The following is a 24,306-nucleotide window of genomic DNA, read 5'->3' as shown; positions in this document are numbered from 1 at the left end:
TCAGCCCCGCAACGCAGCGGGTGGGGGAGTGTAGAAGAGCGCAGAATAAGGGCCGCACTAGGGGTGCTACTCCACCAGGCCCGCGAAGCCCGACAGAGCCAGCACCTCCTCAACATCCTGCGGCACCGAACGCGCCACCCACGGCGAATGCACCAACACCGCCTGCCACTGACCGCGCGACACCGCCACATTCAAACGATTCGGCGACAGCACAAACCCGGCACCGCGCCCAGAATCAACCCGCGACGATGCCAACGACACCAACACCACCGCAGCCTCCTGACCCTGGAACTTATCCACCGTACCCACACGCACGCCAGCACCTGAAGAATCCGCCAAACCAGCAGCAATCAGCGCCTCACGCACACAATCAACCTGCGCGTTATACGCCGCCACCACAATGCAATCCTCCGCCGCCAACGGGCGCGGCTCAGCACCAGCCGCCGGAACCCACTCACTGCCCAACAACTCGCGCACGCAATCCACCACCGCCTGCGCCTCCTGCACAGAACGCACCGAACAGCCCACATGCTCCACCGGATACGACACCAGACCCGGCTCAACGCCCTGCAGGGCACGACCGGCGGTCGCCGCCGCGCTCGCCAACGCGCCATCATACGACAGCCACGAAACCCGCTCGCACAACGCCGAATCCATGCGCCACGACTCACCCAAGAAATAGCCAAAACGAGGATCCAGCGCCGCCGCACCATCAGACAACCAGCCCAGTGCCGAAACATCCACCGGGTACGGATGCACACCCGTCGACACCTGCGGCAACTGCTGCGGATCGCCCAGCAGCAGCACCGAACGCGCCGCACGAGCCGCCGCCACCGTATTCGTCAACGAGAACTGGCCAGCCTCATCAACCACCAGCACATCCAGCGACCCGGCGGGCACGCGACGCTCACTCACGTAATCCCACACCGTGCCGCCAAACAGCAGACCGCCCTCACCGGAAATCAGCTCCACCAGCTCAGCATCAGACACCTCGGACCACGGGGCGTCCGGGGTCACCGACTTGCCGCGCAGACGCACCGCACGCGAAACATCAAAACCATCACGGGCACAGCACGCCAATATGAGATTCTCAATCACCGCATGCGACTGAGCCACCACGCCCACCTTTGCGCCCTCAGCCACCAGACGCGCAATCACGTGCGAGGCGAGGAAGGTCTTACCCGCACCCGGAGGGCCCTGAACCGCCACATAGGAATGATCGAGAGCGCGAACCGCCGCGTGCACGGCATCCACCGTGGGCAGGTTAGAGCCGGAAAAATCAACCTCACGGGGTAGATTTTCTGCATTTTTGGCGTTAGATGCGCTCCTCTTGAGGCGCGGTGCGCGGCGGAACAGCAAATCCGCGGAGGCACTCTCCACCCCCGTCAGCGAAGCCGCCGCATCGAGTACGCTCGGCAGGGCGCGGGGCGGGTCAGGAGTCTCGGAGGACTCGCTGAAAGCTTCGGAACCCTCGCCGGGCACGGGGCCATTAAGCACGGGGTCGCTCGGCATGAGGGTGCCGTTGAACAGCAGCCCGTGCACATCGGCCTGCAGAGCCGCCTCAATCGTCGCCGTAGACACCGGATCGCCAGGACCAATACCCGAAGGCAGGGCACCGTGCGGTTCATCCTTCACGCGGATGCGCTCCTGCAGAAGCACCTCCAAGAACTCGCCAGCCGATTCGCCGGTCGACTTGCCGGACTCTGCGGCAGCCTCTTCGGGATCTGCAGAATCTGCGGAATCCACGGAACCGGCACCGAAACCGCCCTGCGTCACAGCCAGCACACGCAAGCCAAAGAAACCCGTCGCCGTCAACTCGGCAGGCACACGCTCACCCGGATTCGACGCACGGAAATAATTCACCTGCGACTCCATACGGTCCAGCGCAATCTGCGGGCTCAACCCCGCCTCATACGCACAAAAAACCGCACGGTCAGAGGGCGCAATCACCAGGCTCGGGTCAGCCTCAATTCGCGCACGCAACAGGCGCACCTGCGCGCCGCGCACACGATACCAGCCGGGGGCATCTTCGACCTCGGCGGGCTCCTTCATGGCGGCGGCAAGCGCCTCCAGGTCTGCGGGGGTATTCAGAAGAGCATGCGCATGCTCCACCGAAAGCACCTGCACCCGATCAAGGTACGCATAATCGCGGCTCGCCACCCACGCCGTCGGGCCGTCCTCCAGACGGCGAATGTGCTCACGCCAGAACGGGGCACGCTCGCGGCGGTGATAATTCGTCATGGACAGCAGCATCGCCGCCTCAAGCTCACCGGTACCCCAGCCGTGCTCCGCCGCGTGCTCCTCCAGGGATGCGAGCTGGGCATCTAGCAGGCACTGCAGGCGGTACTGTTCGCTGTCGTTCTCCACCGCGGCGGGCACCCTGTACATGACCGGATGCTCTTCGATTTCGGGGTCTTCGGCGGCGTCTGCAGCGTCTTCGGTGACGAGTTCCGGGGCTTCGGTTGCGAGGGCAAGAGATGCCGCTGTGTTCAGGTGTGCGTTCAGGCATGCCGGGCACTCGCCGCAGGTCAGAAAATGCGGGATGCGCTCGGCAAGTTCCGCCGGTTCCGTGCCCTCGTTCAGCGCCTGGGTGAGCAGGAGGAGTCGCTGCTCCTGCAGGCGAATCAGCGGCAGAATACGCACCGAATCAACCCGGTGAGGTTGAGGAACGAGGGAGTGGTGCTCCGGGGTCGCCGATTCGGACTCTGCACCGTACTCCTCAGCGCCGTATCCCTCAGTGCCGTGCTCCAGGTCGAGGCGCACCGCGTTCTCGGCGCTCTTGGCGACCCCGGCGGCCAGCAGGTGCGCCGCCAGGGCACCGCGCAGCAACGCCCGATGCGCCGCCTCACCCAGGTGCGGGGTGCAGACGATTCGGGCGGTATTGCTCTCGGAGGTGCTGTTCTCAGGCGAGTACTCCAGACGGTCGAGCTCCACCGTGTAGGTCAGCCCCGCCGCGGAGGTTGCCGCCAGGGGCACCGGGCGCGCCTTACCGCCCGCATGCTCACCGGTGACCACCCCACTGCCGACCATTCCGCCCTCGGTCAGTACTCGCAGGCACTCGCGGTATGCCTCACGGGCGCGCTCGGACTTCTCGGGGGCCGGGTGGGCAGACTGCTTCTGCGCACGTTCCTGAAGCTCGGTGTAGAGCCGCAGCTCGCAGGCGGAGGTTGCGGTCAGATCAGCGAGGGTGAAGGTAAGGTCCATGGTGACTTTTCTGCTGGAGGAGAGAGAAACAAGACGGGTGCGAAGCCCCGCCGCAGGGGGTGGGGACGAGCCCCACTTGAGAGAAGCAGGAGCACTCCGTGCCACCCCTCACCCAGAGAGGTTGATTTTCAGGTTTCACGTGAAACACTACAGAAAATCAACCTGCACGGGATGATTTAGGGGCTTTCGGGGTTATCCGGGCACACACGCTAGGAGGCTGCACCCGCCGCAGCCGCGGTAGAAACTGCCGCCGAAGCCGCTTCCGAAGCGGGTGCCGAAGCCGCCTCCGAAGCACTCGGCGCGGTCGAACGGTTCGCAATCGCCGCCGCGGCAGCGTCCACGCGTTCCTTCGCGGCGGGCAGTGCATCCGCACCGCCCAAATCGTTCAGAATAATCGCGAAAATCAGGCGGGTGCCGTCGGGTCGGGTCGCCACACCGCACAGCGAAGACACCGTGTACAGGGTGCCGGTCTTCGCCTGCACAAAAGTGCGTGCGTGCACGGCGTTCGCCGCACCAAAACGACCGGACAGAGTGCCGCTCACGCCCGCGACCGGGAACGTGCTCATCAGCTGCTCCGCATGCTCATCAGCATTCAGCAGAGCCACAACCTGCACGAGGGTTCGGGCGGTCACGCGGTCCGTCAACGACATGCCGCACACGTCTGCCTGCACCAGGTTTTCAATGTTCACGCCGGCATCCACGAGCGCCTGGCGCACGGTCTGCTGTGCCGCCTCGCCGCTGCCTTCCTTACCGGCGGCAACGGCGGCGCAACGGCCGAGCACCTCGGCGAGGACGTTGTCGGATTCGAGCATCATGTGCTGCGCCTGCTCCAGCAGGGTTGCCGATTCGACCGCGGCGATTTCAACCGCTTCCGCGGGGGCGGTGCGGCGCTCCGCGAGGGTGAAGCTCATGCCGGATTCCTTGCCGGCGGTGTTGAGCGCATCCACGAACGCCTGCTGGGCGGCAACCGCCGCATCATCCGGGCGTACCGGGTTGCTTGCGGTGGACTTGCCCGGCACCGTGTGCGATTCGAGCGCAATCGGGTGAATGGGCGTGATCTGGCCGGATGCCACGTCGGCGTCATCCCAGCCGGGGTTCACGCCGGGGCCACTGAAGAAGGTGCCGTCAAAGTAGACGGGCAGTGCCGCGGTCGGCTTCTCACCCTGAAGGAGCGCCTTCACGGTCAGCTCAGCGAGGGTGCCCAGGCCTGCGTGTCCCACAATCTGCTTCGGGTTGGAGGCGCCCGCACTGAGCAGGGTGTCGCCGCCTGCCATGAGGTACACTCCGGCAGCGTCGCGGGTGACGCGGGTGCGCAGGCGCGCCTGCAGGTTCGCGTAGTGGTTGAGCGCGAACAGGGTCAGCACCTTAAAAGTGGAGGCGGGCACGCGCGCGGTGTCGGCGTTGGCGGCGTACAGGTCTGCGGGCGCGGTGGCCGCCTTGATGCTGGGCAGGTTGCCGTCCATGCCGGTGACGAGCAGGCTGTACTGCGGGTAGGTGCCGTCCGCGAAGAGCGCGGTGAGGGCGGCACGTAGCTGTTCCTGTTCCGCTTCGGGCAGTGCGGGTGCGAGGGTCGGGGTGGCGCTCGGGGTTGCGGAGGCGGTCACCTCGGCGGTGCCGGTGGGGCTGCCGGTTGCACTGCCGGTGGGGCTTGCGGAACCTTCGGGGTGTTTCTGTTCGGTTGCGGCGGATCCGCAGGCGGTGAAGAGGAACATGCCGCCGAGGGTGAGGGCGGCGCGGCGGGTGAGGGTGGTGATCTGGGTGTTGTGCTTGTTGGAAGGCATCTTTTGAGCATAGCGGGCGGATGGGGTGCCTATCGAATTTACGCGCCGGTGCTGGGATGCTCATATCGCGCTCCTGCTGCCCCTCACGAACCCTACCTGGAGCGCCCGACACGGCGGCGGGGGTGCGCTGGCGGGCGCGGGACTAGGTGGAACGTTAACGGCAGTTTGAGGTAAATACGCTTTCGGGAGGTAGCGCTTTGACTCCCACAGCTATGATCCAAAAATTCAATGAAGGGTCTGCAGTTTTCCCGTAGTAACGAGATTCTTGGTTATGTCAGGTCTTGTAATTGCCCTTCAATGACTTCTGATGTGTTGGAGTAATGCCGCCATCTAGGTATTGTCTGGTTGCTAATGTGTGCCGTGAGAGCTGGAGGGGCACCTTCGCCGGTGCTTCAATCAGCTGCTCTAATGCTGTTTTAGCTACTTGCCAATATAGAACTAACCTGTGCTGACTATATGGAGAAGTGGAAATAGGTTTACCTCCGATAACACCGGTGAGCGCTGAAGTCCAAAGGGATGAGGGGATAGGGGGTAAGAGAGAGCTGGGGGCTGCCCGGTCACTGTATGAGTGACCAGGCAGCCCCCAGCTGCTGTCTTTTAGGTATCAACCTCTATGACGTTAGGGTACAAGGCTAAAGACGGATTCTTGTGTCTGCTAGGAGTTGGCGTACAGGTCGTTGACGTCGTTTTCAGCATCCGAGAGGACTATTGCGAAGTTGTCGGGTGATTCCTTCATGTATTCCAATGCGGATTTCCCACCGTATTCCGGTGAGGGGATGGTTAGCCAGATAGCGGTTCGCCATTCAGAGAAGTTGCCCTTGAGTAGGGTCTGGATGATTTTCTGTACGTCTGGGTCCATAGCGCCGTCTCGGAACTGGAATAGCGGGTATCCGTTGCGTCCCTTGCGGTCCTTGACACGTAGGATAGTTTTCTTGTTGATGCGGTCATTGAGTGCTTGGGGGGTAATACCTCCAAGGTACTCGCGGGCTGATGCGGTAGAGTACATCTTGCCGACGAGATCACGGGCGTAGAGGGGCTTTCGGTATTCTGCCAGGTGCTTCTGCGTTGCAGTGTAGAGCGCGTTGGCTAGGGTGTCTGCAAGGTCGTTGCTTGCGGTGATTTCACCAGATTCAAGGCTTGATTGGATGTATTTTTGGGCCGGTTCAAATACGCGGCTGGTCAGGGTATTGGCGTCCATTGGAGTTCCACAGGGTTTTTAGTAACTAGGGGCCCCATATCGTAGGTGCTTGCCTACCTCAGTTGAGGGATTTGGTGCGTATACGGCAGGGGGCTCCCCACTAGAATACACTAAATAAAGCCTTAATATAAAGTTAGTATCACATAATTAATGTGGTTTAGAGGTGCAGAAATCCCCTTTGCCCCCACGTAAAGTTGATGCGCGAGGGTCAAAGGGGATCTGTCACACAAGTAGCTGGAAGGCTACGTTTCTACAGGAGATCGTCGCCCATATCTTCGTAGGGGATAACAGGCGGCAAATGTTCGGCGCGCTGCATCTCTCGATAGACATCCCTAGCAGAGCGATAATCCACTACCTTTAGGAGGTCTGTGTGTACTCCTCCGTCCCCAAAGATGTAAACACAAAACCCGTCACCGTGGCAAGATCGACTATAAATCCCGTCAAAACCGAGATCTTTCATCTTCTTAGCCCACTCCTGGGTGACGCCGTATCCACCAACAAGTGGACCGCTTATATCGCCAGGGACGATATAGGGACTAGGCTTGGTATAGTCAGCAAGTCGCAGTATTTTCATGATGAGCAGCTCGGTGACTGCCTTATTCACGAATTCCTCAACAGTAATTCCTGCAGACTTTTGTCCAAAAGACTCATGCATGGCTGTGAAAGGATCAGTAGCTGTATTGCATGTACCGAAAGGCTTCGGGAGGTCGAAGCGGCCTCCTCCGGCTTTACCGTCCTCCTTGAGGAAGGAGCTGGAATAATGACGAGAATCGCGCAGGACATTACTTGACGTCGACTCGTCTTCTTGCGTTTGATTGTGCACCCGGAAGACCGTCTCAATTTCAGTGCCCGGACCTGCGTATACTACAGGTATATCGCTTGCTTTCAGGTCTGCGGGTGGGGGTTTTAGCGTCGACAGGTGTCGAGGTTCGAAAGGCATAAATGCTTCTTTCATGTAAGGGGTGCTCCTGTTGTATTTATTGGAGACACCCGATTGATATATGGCATAAGACCTTTCAGCTTCCCAGAACGTCTTTTCATATGGCAGATCCAGGGGGCACCGTCTTCAGTAAATTCAGAGATTCCAGTTACACAAGCGCAAAATAGTGTTAAACGCACTTGTAAATCTGTGAAACACCGGTTTATACTGTAAACGTAGGCGGTGACCTGCTGTAAGGTCGGGTTACCCAGGAGGTATAAACCCCTCAAGATTTAGATGTAGGAAACATTGCTCTTGTAGCAAACTCGAAGACCGTATCGGATAATCGGGAAAATTTTCGCGATGCGTATCTTCAGGTCTGTAGATTCACCTCTCACATGGTGAGAAGGCGATTCTAAAGCTACCAACCTAGTAAACCACCTGCTATTGTATCATAAACCCACACATTCTGTGTGGGTTTTTTCTCTGCCCGCCAAAATGCGGACTTCTAGGCACGAAATAACCGCTTAGAGAGTTCTGCCGAGTCAAGTTTTTCTACCCGCTAGGCTCTACACCCTTTATTCCTATCGCACCTAATCCCGCGTTGGACCCGTGGTAAATTACGCTGGTTTTGGCGCCGAATACGCGGTTTCGGTGTGCGCGAACGGGTTACAATGGGTGAGTTCAACACCTAACTTTCGCACCTTGCGCGCCGAAGTCGCCGCGAAAGTGACTCTAACTCACGAGAAAGAAGGTTCCGATGGAACTCGACGTCACTATTGAAATTCCCCGCGGCTCCCGCGTGAAGTACGAAGTGGACCACGAGACCGGCCGCCTGCGCCTGGACCGCGTGCTGTTCACCTCCATGCAGTACCCCACCGCTTACGGCTACTTCGAGAACACCCTGGGTGAGGACGGCGACCCGCTGGACGCAATGCTGATCCTGGACGTTGACGTTGTTCCCGGTGTGCTGGTTGAGTCCCGCCCGGTTGCTGTGTTCAACATGACCGATGAGGCTGGCGGCGACGCTAAGGTTCTGTGTGTTCCCACCGACAAGCGTTACGACCACATCAAGTCCCTGGCTGATGTTCCCGAGCAGCTGAAGGCTGAGATCCAGCACTTCTTCGAGCGTTACAAGGACCTGGAGCCCGGCAAGTGGGTTAAGGGCGAGGGCTGGGAAGACCTGGCTGCTGCTGAGAAGATGGTCCAGGAGGCTATCGACCGTTTCGCAGCTGAGGGTCACTAAGCTGCCGCACCGTTAGGTGCACCCGGTTTTGTAGGGGGCGTGTTCCCCGTGTCTGGTTCGTGCGATTTTTCGTGCGTGCTGGAGGCGGCGGGCACGCCCCTTTTTCACGCCCCCTTTTGTTGTGTCTTTCGCCGCATCTGCTTGTACGCTGGGTGTAGTTGATTGCGCGAGGTGCAGATTCCGGGTATGGTCAAAGGGATTCACTCTTCTTCTACTCTCACACCTTTCACCGAGGATAGAAAATGAAGAAAAACCTTTCGACCCGTGGTGCGGCGGCACTGTTGGCGCTGACTATGGGGTATATGGGTCAGGGCGTAGCCCAGGCGGCATACATTCAGCCGAAATCTGCACAGCCTGTTGAAGAGCTAGAGTTTGATGTTAATTGTTTTGGCATGCACTTCTATTACGGCGCAAACATGATGACCAATTTGCACTGGGCGGAGTGTACCGGCCTGATTACGAAGAAGCAGGTTGTTGGGCTGGCCCGAACCCGTGAAGATAAGTTGCCGAACGGGGTCATGACCATTTCGCGTGGTCGCTTGCTGGAGTACCTGTACCATCTGGCGGGTTCACCCGAGGTGAAGAACCTGCCGGAGAAGTCCCCGTACACCGACCTGACTCCGGGTGATGCTCGTTATAAGGTTGCTATTTGGGCGACCCGTGTGGGTTTGACCACCGGTTGGTCTGACGGCTCCTTCCACTATGACACTCCGGCGAGCCGTGGCGCCTACTTTACCTTCCTTTATCGTGCTGCGGGTAGCCCCAAGGTGGCTCTGGAATCTCTGGATAAGGCGAATGCTGTGCGTGCGGAGAAGGGTGCTGCCCCCATTAAGGAGGGTAGTGAGTTGCATCGAGCAATGAGCTGGATGTATCAGCATGCGCTGGCGAAGGGGGAAGAAGTCCGGGCGTATGACACTGGTTTCCTCACTAACGGGTACACGCCGTGGGATTTCAATGAAACACCAGATTTCTATTACGCTTCGTACCGCACTATTTTCACCCCTCTCATGGTTCTTGATTACCATGAAGAGCTGGCACCGATTGTGGCTCGTCTGCAGTCGCTGTCCTAGTGGCAGGTGAGCGGAGGGCTTGCTGGGGGCGTGTTTCCCGTGTCTGGTTCGTGCGATTTTTCGTGCGTACTGGAGGCGGTGGGCACGCCCCCTTTTGCTGTGCTCCTTGATTGTGTTCGGAGGTTCCTTGGAAGGACATGTGTAACCGAACTATTCTTCGGAAAACAGCCTCGGAGGGCTTCTTGGGGTGCTAATATGGGCATATTACGAAGAATAGTTCGTATAATCTGAGGTTCTGTAGCGGTGAGGAGGGGACATCCATGGCATTCGACGCAACGGGGTTCGCACAGGAATTTGGTGCGCAGGTTCGCGCCGTCCGCAAGTACGAAAAAATCACCCAAATGGAGTTGGCGTGGATGGTCGGGCTCAGCGATAAAACAATCCGCGATATTGAGCGTGGGTTGCCCGGCCCGTCAATTGGTGCGGTCCTCAAAGTCGCCCAAGAGCTCGGTATCGAGCTGGCTATCACCAACCCCCTCACCTAACCCCTCCCGCACACCTATATAAAGGAACCACCATGCAGAATGGACGCGCAGGACGCCTGCACCCCGCCGTCGGCACTGCCCGCCGCCACCTCGCCGCCGCCCTCGAAAAGCTCCTCGGCGCCGGAAGTATCAAAGCCACCGGACGCTCCCGCACCGCCTCCACTGCGGACGCCGCCGATCTACCCCTGCTCCTGGTCGCCTGCAGCGGCGGCCCCGACTCCCTCGCCCTGGCGGCAATTGCCGCGCACTTCGCCCGCCGCGGCGACGTGCGCGTAGGCGCCATCATCGTCGACCACGGCCTGCAAGAAGACTCCGCCGCAGTCGCCGCGCAGACCGCGCAGACCCTCACCGACCTGGGGCTTCACCCCGTCATCACCGAAAAAGTGCAGGTTCCCGTCGGGAACATGGGCCCCGAAATGGCGGCGCGCACCGCCCGCTACACCGCCTTCACGAAAGCCGTCGAAGCCACCGGCGCCCGCGCCGTACTACTCGGCCACACCCTCGACGACCAGGCAGAAACCGTGCTACTCGGCCTAAGCCGCGGCTCCGGCACACGCTCCCTTGCCGGTATGCCGCCCGTACGCGTCGAAAGGGGCGTCACCTACCTGCGTCCCTTCCTCGGTCTGCGCCGCACCGACATGCTCGACATCTGCGATGCCGAAACCCTCACCCCCTGGATCGACCCGACCAACACCGACGAAACCCTCATGCGTGCCCGTATCCGCCACAGTGTGCTGCCCTACCTGGAGGAGCACCTCGGCGGGGACGTCGCCCGCTCCCTGGCGCGCACCGCCGCGGTGGCCGGCCCCGATGCCGAATACCTCGACGAGCAGGCACAGGTAGTCTACGAGCAGGCGCTCCTACCCGCCGGAACCACCGTGCGTGGCATCGAACGTGAGGACGCCGTGCTACTGGACCGTGCGCAGGTGGCGGCGCTACACCCGGCGCTTCGATTGCGTGTGCTTGCGACCGCCTGCAAGACCGCCGGGGGAGAGAACCCCGGCTTCGAGCGACTGCAGGCGCTGGACTCTTTCACCGCCGAATACGCGGTAGCTGGGCCCGTTCAGATGCCCGGTCACGTGAGCGCGTACCGCCGCCGCAAAATTGTGCATCCGGCAACCGGTGAACGCCTGGACGTGCTCGTATTAGTGCCAACTCGACCCTAACTAGGTGCCCAGCTAGGTGCCCGTGGAGCGCCCTCAGCACACACTATCTGCGTGGTGAGGTGCGCCGCGGCGCCGTTTTAAGCCATACTTAAGGCGAACACCATCCACATTGTCCGCTGTGGGAAGGCATGAAACCCCCGCACCCGGGGCCCCCGGCGGAGGCGCAGAGCGTCTAAAAGAATACGAAGGAATACATCGTGCAGGCTATCGACGTGCAGGACGATATCAAGAACGTTCTCTTCAGCAAGGAAGAGATTAACGCGAAGGTCGCCGAACTGGCGGCGCGCATCGACGAAGACTACGCCGGTAAGGACGTGCTGTTGGTGGGTGTTCTCAAGGGCGCCATCATGATCATGGCTGACCTTTCCCGCGCTCTCAAGGGCCACTACACCATGGACTGGATGGCTGTTTCCTCGTACGGTTCCGGCACCAAGTCCTCCGGTGTTGTGCGTATCCTCAAGGACCTGGACACCGACCTGGTGGGCCGCAACGTCCTGATCGTTGAAGACATCATTGACTCCGGTCTGACCCTGGCATGGCTGCAGCAGAACCTGATTTCTCGCGGCGCAGCTTCCGTTGAGATTTGCACCCTGCTGCGCAAGCCCAAGGTCGTCAAGGCTGACGTTGAGGTCAAGTACGTCGGCTGGGACATCGAGCCCGAGTTCGTTGTTGGTTACGGCCTGGACTTCGCTGAGAAGTACCGCAACCTGGACTGCGTCGCAACCCTGCACCCGCACGTTTACTCCTAAGCCTTCACCTCAGCAACCATGCTGTAGGTGGTGACGCCCCGCCTACTCACGCTTGTGGGGGAGCGGGGCGTTGCTGTACCCGACGGCGGATGTACTCGGGGGCGGATGTACCCGCCGAAGAAGATACACTTTCACCCCCACCGAGTGCTACAACCCTTTAGCCCGCAGGTGAAATAGAGAAGCCCGGTACCTAGCCGCCCGCCGGGGTAGGGTACATTTAAGGTTGCACCGTTGGGTGTTCCGGCAGGCATGCCGCACCCCAACGGGTTACAGCCGCAACGTAAGGACAAAGCATTGGCGCAAAACCCCAATACTCCGCAGAAAGGCTCGGAGGGCTTCCTGAAGAAGCTGATTAATGGCCCCTGGTTCTGGCCGGGTGCAGCTCTCGTAATCATGCTGGCTTTCCTCATGGCCTCCTTCTTCACTCAGCCCTCGCGTCAGGTGGACACCAACGTGGGTCTTCAGCTGCTCAACGACCACCAGGTCAAGAGCGCAAAGATCTACGACGGCGACCAGCGCGTCGAGCTGCAGCTTAAGGACGACTACAAGAAGGGCAACGACAACTACGGTAAGTCGGTGCGCTTCTACTACGTGCAGCCCCGCGGCGACGAAGTTGCTAAGGCAATGGAATCCGCCGAGCTGGAAAGCTACACGGACCAGCCCGTTGAGCACAGCTTCCTGGGCTCCCTGGTGTCCCTGCTCCTGCCGATTCTGCTCTTTGGTGTGCTCTTCTGGTTCCTGATGGGACGAGTCGGAGGCGGCTCCTCCGTCATGAGCTTCTCCAAGTCCCGCGCGAAGAAGTTCACCAAGGACAAGCCGGATGTGCGCTTCAGCGACGTTGCCGGCGTGGACGAGGCGCTCGCCGAACTGGAAGAAGTCCGCGAGTTCCTGGCTGAACCCGAAAAGTTCACCCGCCTGGGTGCAAAGATCCCCAAGGGCGTTCTGCTGTACGGCCCTCCCGGCACCGGTAAGACCCTGCTCGCCAAGGCTGTGGCGGGCGAGGCTGGCGTGCCCTTCTACTCGATTTCTGGCTCTGACTTCGTTGAAATGTTCGTGGGTGTGGGTGCGTCCCGCGTGCGCGACCTGTTCAAGGAAGCGAAGAGCGACCCCGCCGCCATCGTCTTCGTCGACGAGATTGACGCTGTTGGCCGCCGCCGCGGCGTCGGCATGGGCGGCGGTAATGACGAGCGTGAGCAGACCCTGAACCAGCTGCTGGTTGAGATGGACGGCTTCGACGGCAACTCGAACGTCATCGTCATTGCGGCAACGAACCGACCCGACGTTCTGGACCCGGCGCTGCTGCGTCCCGGCCGTTTTGACCGTCAGATTGGTGTGGACGCCCCCGACATGCAGGGCCGCGAACACATCCTGCGCGTTCACGCCGCAGGCAAGCCAATCGCTAACACCGTTGACCTGGCTCAGGTTGCTAAGCGCACCCCCGGCTTCACCGGTGCTGACCTGGCGAACGTCATGAACGAGGCGGCTCTGCTGACCGCCCGCGATAACGGCAACGTGATTGACGACCGCGCTATCGACGAGGCAATCGACCGCGTCATGGCTGGTCCGCAGCGTTCCTCGCGCATCATGAACGAGCACGAGCGTAAGGTCACCGCATACCACGAGGGCGGTCATGCCCTGGTCGCGGCGGCACTGCGTAACTCCGCGCCGGTCACCAAGATTACGATTCTTCCGCGCGGTCGCGCCCTGGGTTACACCATGGTCATGCCGCAGGATGACAAGTACTCCACGACCCGCCACGAACTGCTCGACCAGATGGCGTACGCGATGGGTGGCCGTGCGGCTGAGGAAATCGTCTTCCACGACCCGTCCACCGGTGCGTCTAACGACATTCAGAAGGCAACCGACACCGCCCGCAAGATGGTCACCGACTACGGCATGAGCGCCGTGATCGGTTCCGTGAAGCTCGGCGGTGAAGACACCGAACCGTTCCTCGGTGGCGGCGGCGCTTCGGCACGCAACTACTCCGACGCGACCGCGGCAAAGGTTGACGCTGAGATCCGCGCCCTGCTGGAGCAGGCACACGATGAGGCATTCCAGATTCTGCTGGAAAACCGCGATATTCTGGACCGCCTGGCGTTCGCCCTGCTGGAGAAGGAAACCCTGCTCGAGAACGAGATTGCCGAAATCTTCAAGGATGTTCGCAAGCGCCCCGAGCGTGAGCACTGGTACTCCAAGCCGACCCGTGAGCGTACCGACATCCCGCCGGTGAAGGCACCGAGCGAGCTGGCGAAGGAAGCCGAAAAGTCTGAGGAAGCACCTGCCGAGGCGCCGGCAGCTCCTGCTACGGCACCTACTGTTCCGGTAGCACCGGCTGCACCCGCGCAGCAGGTTCCGATAGCACCTACGCAGCCGTTGCCGCCTCAGGCGCCCCTCACCGACCCGGACGCCGACCCGACCGTCGCAATGCCCACCCAGCAGTACCCGAACTACCCCGCCCCTCCGGCGCAGCGCCCGGAGAACGGCACCCCGAACCAGAATGGAGCAGAGAATGAGCGAGGTTAAGAACGCCGTTGACCAGCCGCGTATTGAGGCTGCCGTCCGCGAGATTCTGCTCGCGATTGGTGAGGACCCGGACCGTGACGGTCTGCAGCAGACCCCGGCACGTGTGGCGCGCGCCTACGCGGAGTTCTTCTCGGGCCTGCACCAGGACGCCGGCGAGATTCTGGGTACGACCTTCGACATCGCCCACTCTGAGATGGTGCTGGTGAAGGACATTCCGTTCTACTCCACCTGTGAGCACCACCTGGTGCCTTTCCACGGTGTGGCGCATGTGGGTTACATTCCCGGCCCGGATGGTAAGGTGACCGGCCTGAGCAAGCTCGCCCGCGTGGTGGATATGTACGCTCGCCGCCCGCAGGTGCAGGAGCGTCTGACCACGCAGGTGGTGGAGGCTCTGGAGGAGCACCTGAACCCGCGCGGCGCGATTGTGGTGATTGAGGCTGAGCACATGTGCATGTCGATGCGCGGTGTGCGTAAGCCGGGCGCGAAGACCGTGACCAGCGCGGTGCGCGGTGCGCTGATGAACGGCGCAACCCGTGCGGAGGCGATGAGCCTGATCTTCTCGCAGCGCTAAGCGTTCGGGATGATCTCATAGCTATACGACAGGGGCAGGATTCTAAGGAATCCTGCCCCTGCGTTGTGTGGTCGCATGTGTTGGGCTGTATGACGAGAGCCCTTGCGTGAAGAGCATCATCAGCTGTAGAGTAGTACCACTAGTACCGGCACCACTCCTTCGGGAGTACAGGACCGGTCTTCTTTTTTAACAACGCTACGTATCGCGTTCTTTACGTACCGTTGTTAATGCAAGCATGGCTGTTCCTCGTCTCATCTGAAACGAAAATAACCGCGACCGGTTCCTCCCCTCATGGGTCCAGGACCGGTCATCGTTTTTAAATGATTGCCTTAGCAAAGCAGATGGCTTACAGGGCATGTAGTTATACCCTTAATATCCTTATGTTGATATTATTAAAGAGTTACAATGATGAAACGATATCAAGCGATGGATAATACATGTTTTCAAGCGTAAAACCATTTAAATCATATGAACAGCAGGTTGGTATCTTGCAAGAGCGGGGGATGCTCGTAGGTTCGCAAGAACGTGCTGTTTATGTCCTCGAGCGTGTTAGTTACTACCGTCTGAGTGGTTACTATTATTCGTTTCGGCGGTCGTCGGGAAGCGGGCAGCGCTTGGATACTTTCGTGCCCGGAACGGTCTTTGAAGATATTGTGGCCCTGTATGAATATGACCGTAATCTTCGGTCTATTGCGTTTTCGTACTTCTCGCAGTTTGAGGTGTATTTGCGGTCCCGCCTAGGGAATTTACTGGGGGAAGTGGACCCTCTCATATACGAGGATGAAACCCGGTGTGATCTTCAAGGTAGTAAAAGGCGCACTGCTTGGAATAGATTCACGAGAAAAAGCGAACAACTTATTCGTACTTCTGAGGAAGAATTCGTGAAGCATCACCGTGAGCAATACGGCGGGAAGTTGCCTGTGTGGGTGGTGGTGGAAGTTCTAGATTTAGGGGCTCTGCAGAATCTGTATTTGGTCTCCCCGCCAAATATTCGGCGAGATATCGCGAAAGCCCTGGGGTGTACTGACCCCCAACTGGAAACCTGGATTAACTCGCTGCGGGTAATGCGCAATATTTGTGCGCATCAAAGTAGGTTCTACAATAAGCTGCACCCAGAGCCTCGCTTACCGCGTGTGTTGAGAGGTGGAAGAGTTGAGAGCCCTGAAATCCGTGAGGTTGTTGACCTATTTGGTGTGCCACAGGCTGAAGAGAACCATAAGATGTGTAAAACCTTCGGCATGCTCACCCTCCTCAAATATCTGATGGACCAGGGCGGAATCGGGGATACGGAATCTCTAACCCGGATTCTGAAGGAACGTCCTGATATTTCCGTTCCTGGGGTTGATGTATCGCGGGCTATGGGTATACCGCAAGGGTGGGAAGAAACCCGTTTGTGGAGCTAAAATCTTCACAGCTTATAGACACGCTGAAAGGGGCGGAGGTGAAAACCTCCGCCCCTTTTCGCATCGCCAAAGTGCTCTGAGAATGTGTTCTGAGCCGGTACCTTCCGCGGGGCGTGGCGGCGCCGATCATGCCGCACCGCAGAAGCTAGAAGAGCCCGCCGCTAACGCTGCAAGCTACCCTTCGACTCGCTCGGATTATCCCAACCCAGGGCAAGCGTCACGATCAAGCCCACGGCAATGAAACCGCAACCGGTTGCAGTACCGAAAGCAATCCAGCGCACGGCAGGAGCACCTTCAGCGAGCACAATAGTCACCAGCGCGGCAAGAGCCACCAGGGAGAGGATCCAAGCTCCGGTCTTCAAGTTCACAATGAGTCACTTCCTAGAGTATGTATGTGTGGGTGCGCGCCACCGACCGGGAACGCGCCAGGCACGGTATGCGTGCCCTCCCAGCATACCCTTAAATAGGTATCTGTAATGCAAATATTGCATGTTGTGTCCCCAAAATCGTCCCGTCGCTGTCCCAACCCCCGCCTCAATCCCCCTTCCAATCACAGCGGCAAACATGGGAGCACCACAGATTCGGTACGATAAATTTATGACTGAATCCACACACACCACCCGTGTAGCCCTCCTGCCCTGCGACGCGCTCGCCGCCGAACGCACCCTCGTGATGGGCATCCTCAACGTCACCCCCGACTCCTTCAGCGACGGCGGCCAGCACTACGCCGCCACCGACGCCATCGCCCGCGCCGCCCGCATGATTGCCGAGGGCGCCTCCATTATCGACATTGGCGGCGAGTCCACCCGCCCCGCCGGTGCCGTGCGCATCAGCGTGGAGGAGGAGCAGCGCCGCATCCTGCCCGTCATCGAGGCAGTCGCGCAGATGGGCACCACCATCAGCGTTGACACCATGAACCCGCAGACCGCTCGCGCCGCCATTGCCGCCGGTGCGCACATCATCAACGATGTGTCCGGCCTGAACGTCAGCAATGAAATGATTGAAACCGCCGCTGAACTGCAGGTGCCGTACATCCTCATGCACGCCCGCGGCACCTCCCAGACCATGGACAGCCTGGCGGAGTACCCGCGAGGCGTGGTCACCGAGGTTGTGGAGGAGCTGACCGGCCTGCGTGAGCGTTTCCTCGCTGCCGGTGTGCTGCCGCAGAACCTGATTCTTGACCCGGGCCTGGGCTTCGCGAAGGGCGGCATGCAGGATTGGGAGCTGCTTGCCGCCGTTGACGAGCTACAGGGCCTGGGGCACCGCCTGCTCATTGCTGGTTCCCGCAAGCGTTTTATCGCCAACGCCCTGACTGCAGCGGATATGGCGTTGGCTGAGCGCCTGAACGCGAGCGGTTTCACCGCAACCGATGCGGGTGAGGCGGAGCGCGAACTGTGGCAGCCGCTGTCGGAGCCGCGCCCGGCTCAGCATCGTGCGGCAGCTTCTGCGGCGGTGACCGCCCTGGTCGCGGCGCGCGGCGTGTGGGCGGTGCGCGTGCACGACGTGCCCGCCAGCGTAGATGCGGTGACGGTCGCCTCCGCGCTGCGCTCCGTAAGCTAAGGCTCTGTCAGCTCTAGAACCACCAACCCCACCCACAACCTCCGACTACCCGAATATTTTCTAGGAGACCCCCAATGACCCAGGCAGATTACGCCCGCCACGACCGCATCACCCTCACCGGCATTACCGCCAAGGGATACCACGGCGTGCTCGACTTTGAGAAGCGCGACGGCCAGCCCTTCGTCGTGGACGCAACCCTGTACAGTGATTTTTCCGCCGCAGCCGCTACGGATGACCTGACGAAGACCACGAACTACGCGCTCGTGGTTGACCTGATTCACCGCCACGTGACGAACGGTTCGCTGGACCTGATTGAGACCCTCGCCGTGAACATTGCCGAGGGTATTCTCGCGATGTTTGAGCTTGTGGAGGCGGTGGAGATTACCGTGTCGAAGCCGCAGGCGCCGATTGAGTTGCCGTTCGGTAACGTTGCGGTGAGCGTGTTCCGTGAGCGCGCCGCAGAGCGTGTCGTGGAGGGCGGCCGCTAGTGGCGGGCACCCAGAAAACCGATACGCAGAAGCCCAACACCCTGAAACACCGCGCGGTGTTGGCGTTGGGCTCGAACCTGGGCGAAAGCGAAGACACCCTGGAGCGTGCCGTCGCCGACCTGGTGGCGGGCGGCGTGCAGCTGGTGCGCGCCTCCGGGTTGTACCGTACCGCCCCGGTGGGTGGCCCGGCGGGTCAGCCGGATTTCGTGAACGCGGTCATTGAAGTGACCACTGACCTGGGCGCCTACGAGCTGCTAAAGCTGTGTAACGCGGTGGAGGCGGTGCATCACCGTGAGCGCCTGGTGCGTTGGGGTCCGCGCACCCTCGATATTGACGTGATTGACTATGACGGCGTGATCTCTGAGGATCCGGTGCTGACTTTGCCGCATCCGCGGGCGCAGGAGCGTGCTTTTGTGCTGGTGCCGTGGGCGCAGATGGACCCGCAGGCGTACCTGACGGTGACCCGGCGTGCGGAGCCTTCGGGGGAGCGGCCGGATGAGGTTCCTGCGCCGCTGAGCCGCGAGGTCGTGAACGTTGCGGAGCTGTCCCGCACGCTGCTTGGGGCGGATGAAGACGCTATTAGCTATATGCGTGAGATGCAGGTACCTGATCAGCCTTAAATGTGGCACTCTGGAAGGTAGAAGAACCTACCGAAAGGAAACACCATGAAGCCCCTGAGTTATCGGGCGATTATTGTGGCGGCTGTGTGCGGTGCCGCTGCCGCTCTGATGGTGAATTCCGTGATGATTGGCGCCGGTTTTGGTGAGCTGAATTTTTCGTGGATGCTCGGCGCGGTGTGCCTGCTGGTTGCGGCGGGCGCCGTGTGGCTGGGTGTGCAGGTGGCTCGTTATCGTCGTATTCAGACGCGTGAGAAGGTACCCCATATGGGTCCGATTCTTGCGGCGCGTGCGGTGGCGTATGCGCAGGGTTCCATCATGACCGGTGCCCTCTTGACGGGCTGGTGCGCTGCGATTCTTGGTTACCATGTGGCGATGGTGTCTGTGCGCGGTTTTTCGGTGGTCTTTTGGGAGGTCCTTGTTAATTGTGTGGGCAGTGTTGCCCTGCTGATTGCTGGGCTATGGGCTCAGCATTGTTGTCGTATTCCGCCGGAGGATGATGAGGATGCGGCCTCCTCTTCCGGTGCTGTCAAGCCGCGAGAGGGAGGAACCTATGTCGGCTCCTAACCAGAATAGTTATTCGCCAAATGGTCGGTACGGGCAGGACGCTCAGAACGGCCAATACGGTCAGTATGGGCAGAGTCAGCCCGGTCAGCCCGGTCAGCCCGGTCAGCAGGGTCAGTACGGGCAGAACCAGTATGGGCAGTACCAGCAGGCGGCTTACGGTCAGCCTGGTGCTCCGTATGGACAGCAGAGCCAGTATGACCAGCAGGCGCAGTATGGGCAACAGACACAGCACGGTCAGCAGGCTCCGCCCGCTGCCGCGTACCCGAACGCGCCTCAGCAGGTGCCTTCTCAGCAGGTGCCCGCTCAGCCCGCGCAGCCGGTAAGCTCCCAGCCGGTTCCTGCGCAATCTGTGCCGGAGCCGCAGTGGGTGCCCGCCGCCTCCCGCTACCTGACGGTTCGTTTTGTTCACACTCTTTCCGCCCTGGCGCTCCCGATTCTTGCGGGCGTTGCCTTGTATTGTGCGGGTGCGTTCTTCGGCGGTCCGGAGGCGCTACGCATCGTCGGCCTGGCTGTGATTGCGGTGTTTGGTCTGTGGGGTCTGTGGTGGATTCTGACCACTCCGCGCCGTACTCGCGCGCTTGGTTACGCCCTGGAGTCGAATCACCTGATGGCTCGCCGCGGTATCGTGTTCCGTTCGATGAGCTCTATGCCGTACGGTCGCATCCAGTATGTTGATGTGGATTCGGGCCCGCTGGAGCGCATGTGCGGTGTTGCCCGCCTGACGGTGCGCACCGCGGGTACGACCACCGGCACGATGGTGCTGTTCGGTATTCCGCTGAATGTGGCGGAGGAGTTGCGCGCGGATCTGGTGCGCCGCGCCGATGAGCGAATGGCGGCACTCTAATGAGTATCCCGGTTCCGGTTAACCCCGCGCCGCAGCCTCCTGCGTCTCAGGTGCCGCAGGAGCAGAAGTGGTGGCGTGCCGATATTCGCACGTTCATCATGAACCTCTGGTTCGTTATTCTGCTGGCGTTTGGCTTCTTCCAGAGCATCATCCTGAATATTCTGACGACCCCGCCGAACGAGTGGGGCGCGCGCCTGACGCAGGCATTCGACGAGAACAGCAGCTATTTCAGTGCGACGTACTCGCAGCTCATCGGCTTCGGTGTGCTCATGCTGATTCTGGTTGGCGGCTCGATTGATTGGTGGTTTACCCGCTACAGCCTGGACGATTTGGCGATTCACCGCCGTAGCGGTTTTCTGTTCAAGAAGAACCGCACGATTCGCCTGGAGAGCGTGCAGAGCGTGGACATTTCGCGTCCTCTGGTGGCGCGCCTGCTGGGTGTGTCGGAGCTTCGTTTTGAGGTGGCTGACGGCTCTTCGGAGGCGCTGCACATCAAGTACGTTTCCGCCCGCAAGGCGGAGGTTCTGCGCCGTACCGCGATGGCGAGCATCAACCTGTTGCGTTCGGAGGCGGCGGGCCGCCCGGTCGACGTGCTGCCCGAGAGCATGCAGATTTCGGCGGAGCGCATGCCGGATGCGGATCAGCTGCATCAGCCGTTCGAGGCGTCCTATGGTGCGCCTCGGCAGGACGGTACCGTACAGGACGGCACTCAGCAGGTGGCGCCTCAGCAGGGCGCCCAGCAGCTCGCACCCGAGCAGTCTGCACCCCAGCGCCCCGGTACTCAGCAGCCCGGCGCATCCCGCCGCGGCGCTCGCGGTCGTATGCCGATGCCGGTCGCGGCCGACCCCTCGCAGCCGCCGATTTTCCGCATCTCGAATGTGCGTCTGATTGCCTCCATCATGCTGGAGCACCTGGTGTGGCTGGTGCCCGCCGTGGCCCTCATGGTTGGCATTGCCGTCTTCGCCGCGATCATGGATGGCGAGAGTCCGTTCCTGATTTTCATGGCGTTGCTACCCGGCACCTTCGTCCCGCTGCTTGGTTACTTGGGTACGTTGTGGGCACGTTTTGACGGTGCCGCGAACTTCAAAATCACCCCCAGCGGTCAGGGCGGCGTGACCCTGCGCTACGGTTTCACCGGCACGCACACTCAGAACGTGATGGTTGAGCGTATTCAGGCGCTCGCCGTGGAGCAGTCCATCCTGTGGCGTGCATTCGGCTGGTACCGCATCAAGATGACCATTGCCGGTATTGGTATTGAGCAGAACGACAACCAGAAGCTGGTGACCCGCAACGTTGCCCTGCCGGTCGGCAACAAACAGGAGACGCTGATGGTGTTGCGTCTGCTGTTGCCCGCCCTGGATGAGGCGCAGGCGCAGGTGCTGCTGGATACCGCCGATGGTTCGCTGAAGAGTCAGAAGCCGCAGGTTCCGGCAATGATTGTGACGCCCTCTTCGGCGCGCTGGATGGACCTGCTCACCTGGAAGCGTAACGGCGTGACCACGGTCGGTTACACTGCCGGTTCGGTGCAGGCGAGCACCCGCATTGATTCTGATGCGGCACGTTCGAGCGTCGGCGAGCATACCCAGGGCGACCTGCTACTGATTCGTGGCGGCTACTTTATCCGCACGCTGTCGATTGTTCCGGTCAGCCGTGTGCTGAGCGTGAGCCGAGGCCAGGGCCCGCTGCAGCGTGCCTTCGGATGCGCGAGCGTGCATTTCGGTACGGTGCCCGGCCCGGTGCGCACGCTCATGATGCACTTGCCGCCGCGTGTTTGCGAGGATTTGGTGTGGTTGATGACGGTTCGGTTGGAGGGTATTGAGCCCTACTATCGCGTACCTGAGCCGGTACTGAGCGGGCGCCCCTAAGTCAGCCAGCTAGCTAAGCTAACCCACCAGCTAAGCGGGCAGCAAAACTACAGATTGCGCCCTGCCGCCAGTGTTCTTCGTGACACCGGCGGCAGGGTCGGCGTGAAAGGGAGAATATACTTAAAGCCGTGATACAGCATTCAAAACCTGCGCGTTTGGGCATTGGAATTATTTCCGCCGGGAGGGTCGGATCCGTCCTCGGTGCGGCTTTGCGCGCCTGTGAGCACACTATTGTGGGTGTTCACGCGGTGTCTGAGGCTTCTCAGGAGCGCGCCGCGATGCTGCTTCCCGATGTGCCGCTGCTGCCGGTGGAGCAGATTGCTGAGCGTAGCGAATTGCTGATTCTTGCGGTTCCCGATGATGAGCTGCCGGGCCTCATCACCTACCTGGCCTCCTCGGGAAGTATTACCGCCGGTCAGATTCTGGTGCACACCTCCGGCCGTCACGGCACCGAGGTTCTCGCACCGGCGACCGCGCTGGGCGCTATCGGTTTGGCGATTCACCCCGCCATGACGTTTACCGGCATGTCCGTGGACCTGCAGCGTCTGAACGGCACCTGCTTCGCAGTGACCGGGCCTGCACCGTTCATCCCGATTGCTCAGGCACTCGTGGTGGAGATGGGCGGCGAACCCGTGCACGTTGCCGAGGCTGACCGAGCGCTCTACCACGTAGCCTTGGCGCACGCCGCGAACCACCTCGTGACCATCCTGGGTCAGTCCCAGCAGATGCTCGCCTCCATCGGTATTGAGGATCCGGCACGCTACATGGGCCCCCTCGTGCGAGCCGCCGTGGACAATGCGCTCGCCAGCGGTGAGGGTGCTCTCACCGGGCCCGTGGCACGTGGAGACGCAGGCACCGTAAAGGCTCACCTTCAGGCTCTGAATGAGTACTCAGAGCATGAGAAAACAGGTGATATTACAGACTCTTATGCCGCTCTGGCACACGCAACCGCAAAAAGAGCGCATAATAGAGGTTTGTTAAACGATGAACAACTGGGACGAATTGAGAATCTGCTGGGTGAGTCTTCGGACCGCAACCACCCCGGCGATATTGATGATTCAGCCCCCGAAAACAAGGAGTTCTCGTCATGACTGAGACTTCGATGCCCCGAGTCGTGACCACCATTGCGGATTTCCGCACGGCAATCACCGAATCCCTTGCCGCAGCGCAGGAAGAACTGGACCGGGCAGCCCGCCAGGAGGCGGAGCAGAACGGCACCGCAGTTCAGTACAAGAACGCATCCCTGGGCTACGTGCCCACCATGGGCGCCCTGCACGACGGCCACGCAACCCTGTTGCGTCGCGCCGCTGAACAGAACGATGTAGTGGTCGCCTCCATTTTCGTGAACCCGCTGCAGTTTGGCCCCGGCGAGGATTACGAAGCATACCCGCGCACCCTGGAGGCAGACGCTGCCCTGGCTGGTGCCGCCGGTGTTGACATTATTTTTGCCCCCGAGGTTGAAGAGATGTACCCCGACGGTGACCCGCTCATCCGCATTTCGAGCGGCGAGCTGGGCACCAAGTTTGAGGGTGCGACCCGTCCGGGCCACTTTGATGGCGTGCTGGCCGTGGTCAATAAGTTCTTCAACATTATTCGCCCCGCAGCCGGTAACCACCCGGTGAATGCGTACTTCGGTCAGAAGGACGCTCAGCAGTACATCCTGATTCAGCGTATGGTGCGCGATTTCAACCACGACGTGACCATGCGCCCTGTGGCGATTGTTCGCGAAGATAACGGCCTGGCGCTGTCTTCGCGTAATAGCTACCTGTCGGATGAGGAGCGCGAGTCTGCCCTGGTGCTGTCCCGCACCCTGGCGATGCTGCGTGAGAATTCGCTGAACCGTGGCTTCCACGAGATTGATTTGGACGGTGCGCGTGAGCGTATCAACTCCACTCCGGGTGTGCGCCTTGACTACCTGGAACTGGTCGACCCGATGACTTTCGGTGAGCCGACTGAGGAGTCGGAGCGAGTGCTGGCACTGGTTGCTGCGTTCGTTGGACCGACCCGCCTGATTGACAACATGGACCTGCGCTAAGCGTTCGTTCGTTTA

Annotated in this window: 21 protein-coding genes; 16 read left to right on the top strand and 5 right to left on the bottom strand. The window is 60.6% G+C overall.

Features of this window, described 5'->3' with window-relative positions; translation table 11 throughout:
• Positions 1-66: 66 nt before the first annotated feature.
• From HMPREF2879_RS01530 to HMPREF2879_RS01515, 4 genes are all read right to left on the bottom strand, one after another.
• Positions 67-3,204, bottom strand: a complete 3,138-nt coding sequence (locus HMPREF2879_RS01530; RefSeq protein WP_070634656.1) for a DEAD/DEAH box helicase — start codon at positions 3,202-3,204, stop codon at positions 67-69.
• A 209-nt stretch (positions 3,205-3,413) separates the two neighbouring features.
• On the bottom strand, positions 3,414-4,985 hold the full coding sequence (gene dacB, locus HMPREF2879_RS01525; protein WP_070634655.1) for a D-alanyl-D-alanine carboxypeptidase/D-alanyl-D-alanine endopeptidase: 1,572 nt from the start codon (positions 4,983-4,985) through the stop codon (positions 3,414-3,416).
• A gap of 655 nt (positions 4,986-5,640) precedes the next feature.
• Positions 5,641-6,183, bottom strand: coding sequence for a hypothetical protein (locus HMPREF2879_RS01520; RefSeq protein ID WP_049359970.1), 543 nt, complete (start codon positions 6,181-6,183; stop codon positions 5,641-5,643).
• A gap of 250 nt (positions 6,184-6,433) precedes the next feature.
• On the bottom strand, positions 6,434-7,138 hold the full coding sequence (locus tag HMPREF2879_RS01515; RefSeq protein ID WP_083309619.1) for an RES family NAD+ phosphorylase: 705 nt from the start codon (positions 7,136-7,138) through the stop codon (positions 6,434-6,436).
• Between the two features lie 724 nt (positions 7,139-7,862).
• Here HMPREF2879_RS01515 and ppa point away from each other — a divergent pair.
• The 8 genes from ppa (at position 7,863) to HMPREF2879_RS01475 (ending at position 16,315) form a co-directional block, all read left to right on the top strand.
• The gene (ppa, locus tag HMPREF2879_RS01510) at positions 7,863-8,348 is read left to right on the top strand and encodes an inorganic diphosphatase (RefSeq protein ID WP_005504328.1); all 486 of its coding nucleotides are present in this window, start codon (positions 7,863-7,865) and stop codon (positions 8,346-8,348) included.
• 242 nt (positions 8,349-8,590) lie between these two features.
• On the top strand, positions 8,591-9,418 hold the full coding sequence (locus HMPREF2879_RS01505; RefSeq protein ID WP_049346262.1) for an S-layer homology domain-containing protein: 828 nt from the start codon (positions 8,591-8,593) through the stop codon (positions 9,416-9,418).
• 260 nt (positions 9,419-9,678) lie between these two features.
• Positions 9,679-9,903 carry a helix-turn-helix domain-containing protein gene (locus HMPREF2879_RS01500; protein WP_005504337.1) on the top strand — a complete coding sequence of 75 codons (225 nt, stop codon included), beginning with the start codon at positions 9,679-9,681 and terminating at the stop codon, positions 9,901-9,903.
• A 32-nt stretch (positions 9,904-9,935) separates the two neighbouring features.
• Entirely contained in the window at positions 9,936-11,069 is a 1,134-nt protein-coding gene (gene tilS, locus HMPREF2879_RS01495) for a tRNA lysidine(34) synthetase TilS (RefSeq protein ID WP_070634653.1), read from the top strand.
• A gap of 197 nt (positions 11,070-11,266) precedes the next feature.
• On the top strand, positions 11,267-11,818 hold the full coding sequence (gene hpt / locus HMPREF2879_RS01490) for a hypoxanthine phosphoribosyltransferase (RefSeq protein WP_005504342.1): 552 nt from the start codon (positions 11,267-11,269) through the stop codon (positions 11,816-11,818).
• 294 nt (positions 11,819-12,112) lie between these two features.
• Positions 12,113-14,341 carry an ATP-dependent zinc metalloprotease FtsH gene (ftsH, locus tag HMPREF2879_RS01485; RefSeq protein ID WP_070634652.1) on the top strand — a complete coding sequence of 743 codons (2,229 nt, stop codon included), beginning with the start codon at positions 12,113-12,115 and terminating at the stop codon, positions 14,339-14,341.
• A complete protein-coding gene (folE, locus tag HMPREF2879_RS01480) occupies positions 14,328-14,912 on the top strand; it encodes a GTP cyclohydrolase I FolE (RefSeq protein ID WP_060824219.1) in 585 nt (194 codons plus the stop codon). The genes ftsH and folE overlap by 14 nt, the downstream gene beginning before the upstream one ends.
• A gap of 437 nt (positions 14,913-15,349) precedes the next feature.
• Positions 15,350-16,315: an Abi family protein gene (locus HMPREF2879_RS01475; protein WP_070634651.1), complete on the top strand. Its 966-nt coding sequence runs from the start codon at positions 15,350-15,352 to the stop codon at positions 16,313-16,315.
• Positions 16,316-16,476: 161 nt separating this feature from the next.
• Here HMPREF2879_RS01475 and HMPREF2879_RS01470 read toward each other — a convergent pair whose 3' ends face one another.
• A complete protein-coding gene (locus HMPREF2879_RS01470; RefSeq protein WP_070593054.1) occupies positions 16,477-16,683 on the bottom strand; it encodes a hypothetical protein in 207 nt (68 codons plus the stop codon).
• A 229-nt stretch (positions 16,684-16,912) separates the two neighbouring features.
• Between HMPREF2879_RS01470 and folP the strand changes: the two genes are divergently transcribed.
• The 8 genes from folP to panC all read left to right on the top strand — a co-directional run bounded on the left by folP (position 16,913) and on the right by panC (position 24,291).
• On the top strand, positions 16,913-17,875 hold the full coding sequence (gene folP / locus HMPREF2879_RS01465) for a dihydropteroate synthase (protein ID WP_070634650.1): 963 nt from the start codon (positions 16,913-16,915) through the stop codon (positions 17,873-17,875).
• A 74-nt stretch (positions 17,876-17,949) separates the two neighbouring features.
• Complete coding sequence (gene folB, locus HMPREF2879_RS01460; RefSeq protein ID WP_070507308.1) at positions 17,950-18,363, top strand: dihydroneopterin aldolase; 414 nt, start codon at positions 17,950-17,952, stop codon at positions 18,361-18,363.
• A complete protein-coding gene (folK, locus tag HMPREF2879_RS01455) occupies positions 18,363-18,983 on the top strand; it encodes a 2-amino-4-hydroxy-6-hydroxymethyldihydropteridine diphosphokinase (RefSeq protein ID WP_070634649.1) in 621 nt (206 codons plus the stop codon). Before folB ends, folK begins: the two co-directional genes overlap by 1 nt.
• Before the next feature lie 45 nt (positions 18,984-19,028).
• Complete coding sequence (locus HMPREF2879_RS01450; RefSeq protein ID WP_005507616.1) at positions 19,029-19,547, top strand: DUF3180 domain-containing protein; 519 nt, start codon at positions 19,029-19,031, stop codon at positions 19,545-19,547.
• A complete protein-coding gene (locus HMPREF2879_RS01445) occupies positions 19,534-20,391 on the top strand; it encodes a PH domain-containing protein (protein ID WP_070634648.1) in 858 nt (285 codons plus the stop codon). The genes HMPREF2879_RS01450 and HMPREF2879_RS01445 overlap by 14 nt, the downstream gene beginning before the upstream one ends.
• Complete coding sequence (locus HMPREF2879_RS01440) at positions 20,391-22,256, top strand: PH domain-containing protein (RefSeq protein WP_070634647.1); 1,866 nt, start codon at positions 20,391-20,393, stop codon at positions 22,254-22,256. The genes HMPREF2879_RS01445 and HMPREF2879_RS01440 overlap by 1 nt, the downstream gene beginning before the upstream one ends.
• 128 nt (positions 22,257-22,384) lie before the next feature.
• Positions 22,385-23,347 (top strand): Rossmann-like and DUF2520 domain-containing protein, encoded by a 963-nt coding sequence (locus HMPREF2879_RS01435; protein WP_070634646.1) that lies wholly within the window; start codon positions 22,385-22,387, stop codon positions 23,345-23,347.
• Positions 23,344-24,291 (top strand): pantoate--beta-alanine ligase, encoded by a 948-nt coding sequence (gene panC, locus HMPREF2879_RS01430; protein ID WP_049340443.1) that lies wholly within the window; start codon positions 23,344-23,346, stop codon positions 24,289-24,291. The genes HMPREF2879_RS01435 and panC overlap by 4 nt, the downstream gene beginning before the upstream one ends.
• The last annotated feature ends 15 nt before the right edge of the window (positions 24,292-24,306 follow it).

Origin of the sequence: Rothia sp. HMSC069C04 (assembly GCF_001812895.1) — a bacterium.
Taxonomy (GTDB): Bacteria; Actinomycetota; Actinomycetes; order Actinomycetales; family Micrococcaceae; genus Rothia.
The sequence above is the reverse complement of the archived record's forward strand: the minus strand, read 5'-3'. Positions and strand labels throughout refer to the sequence as shown.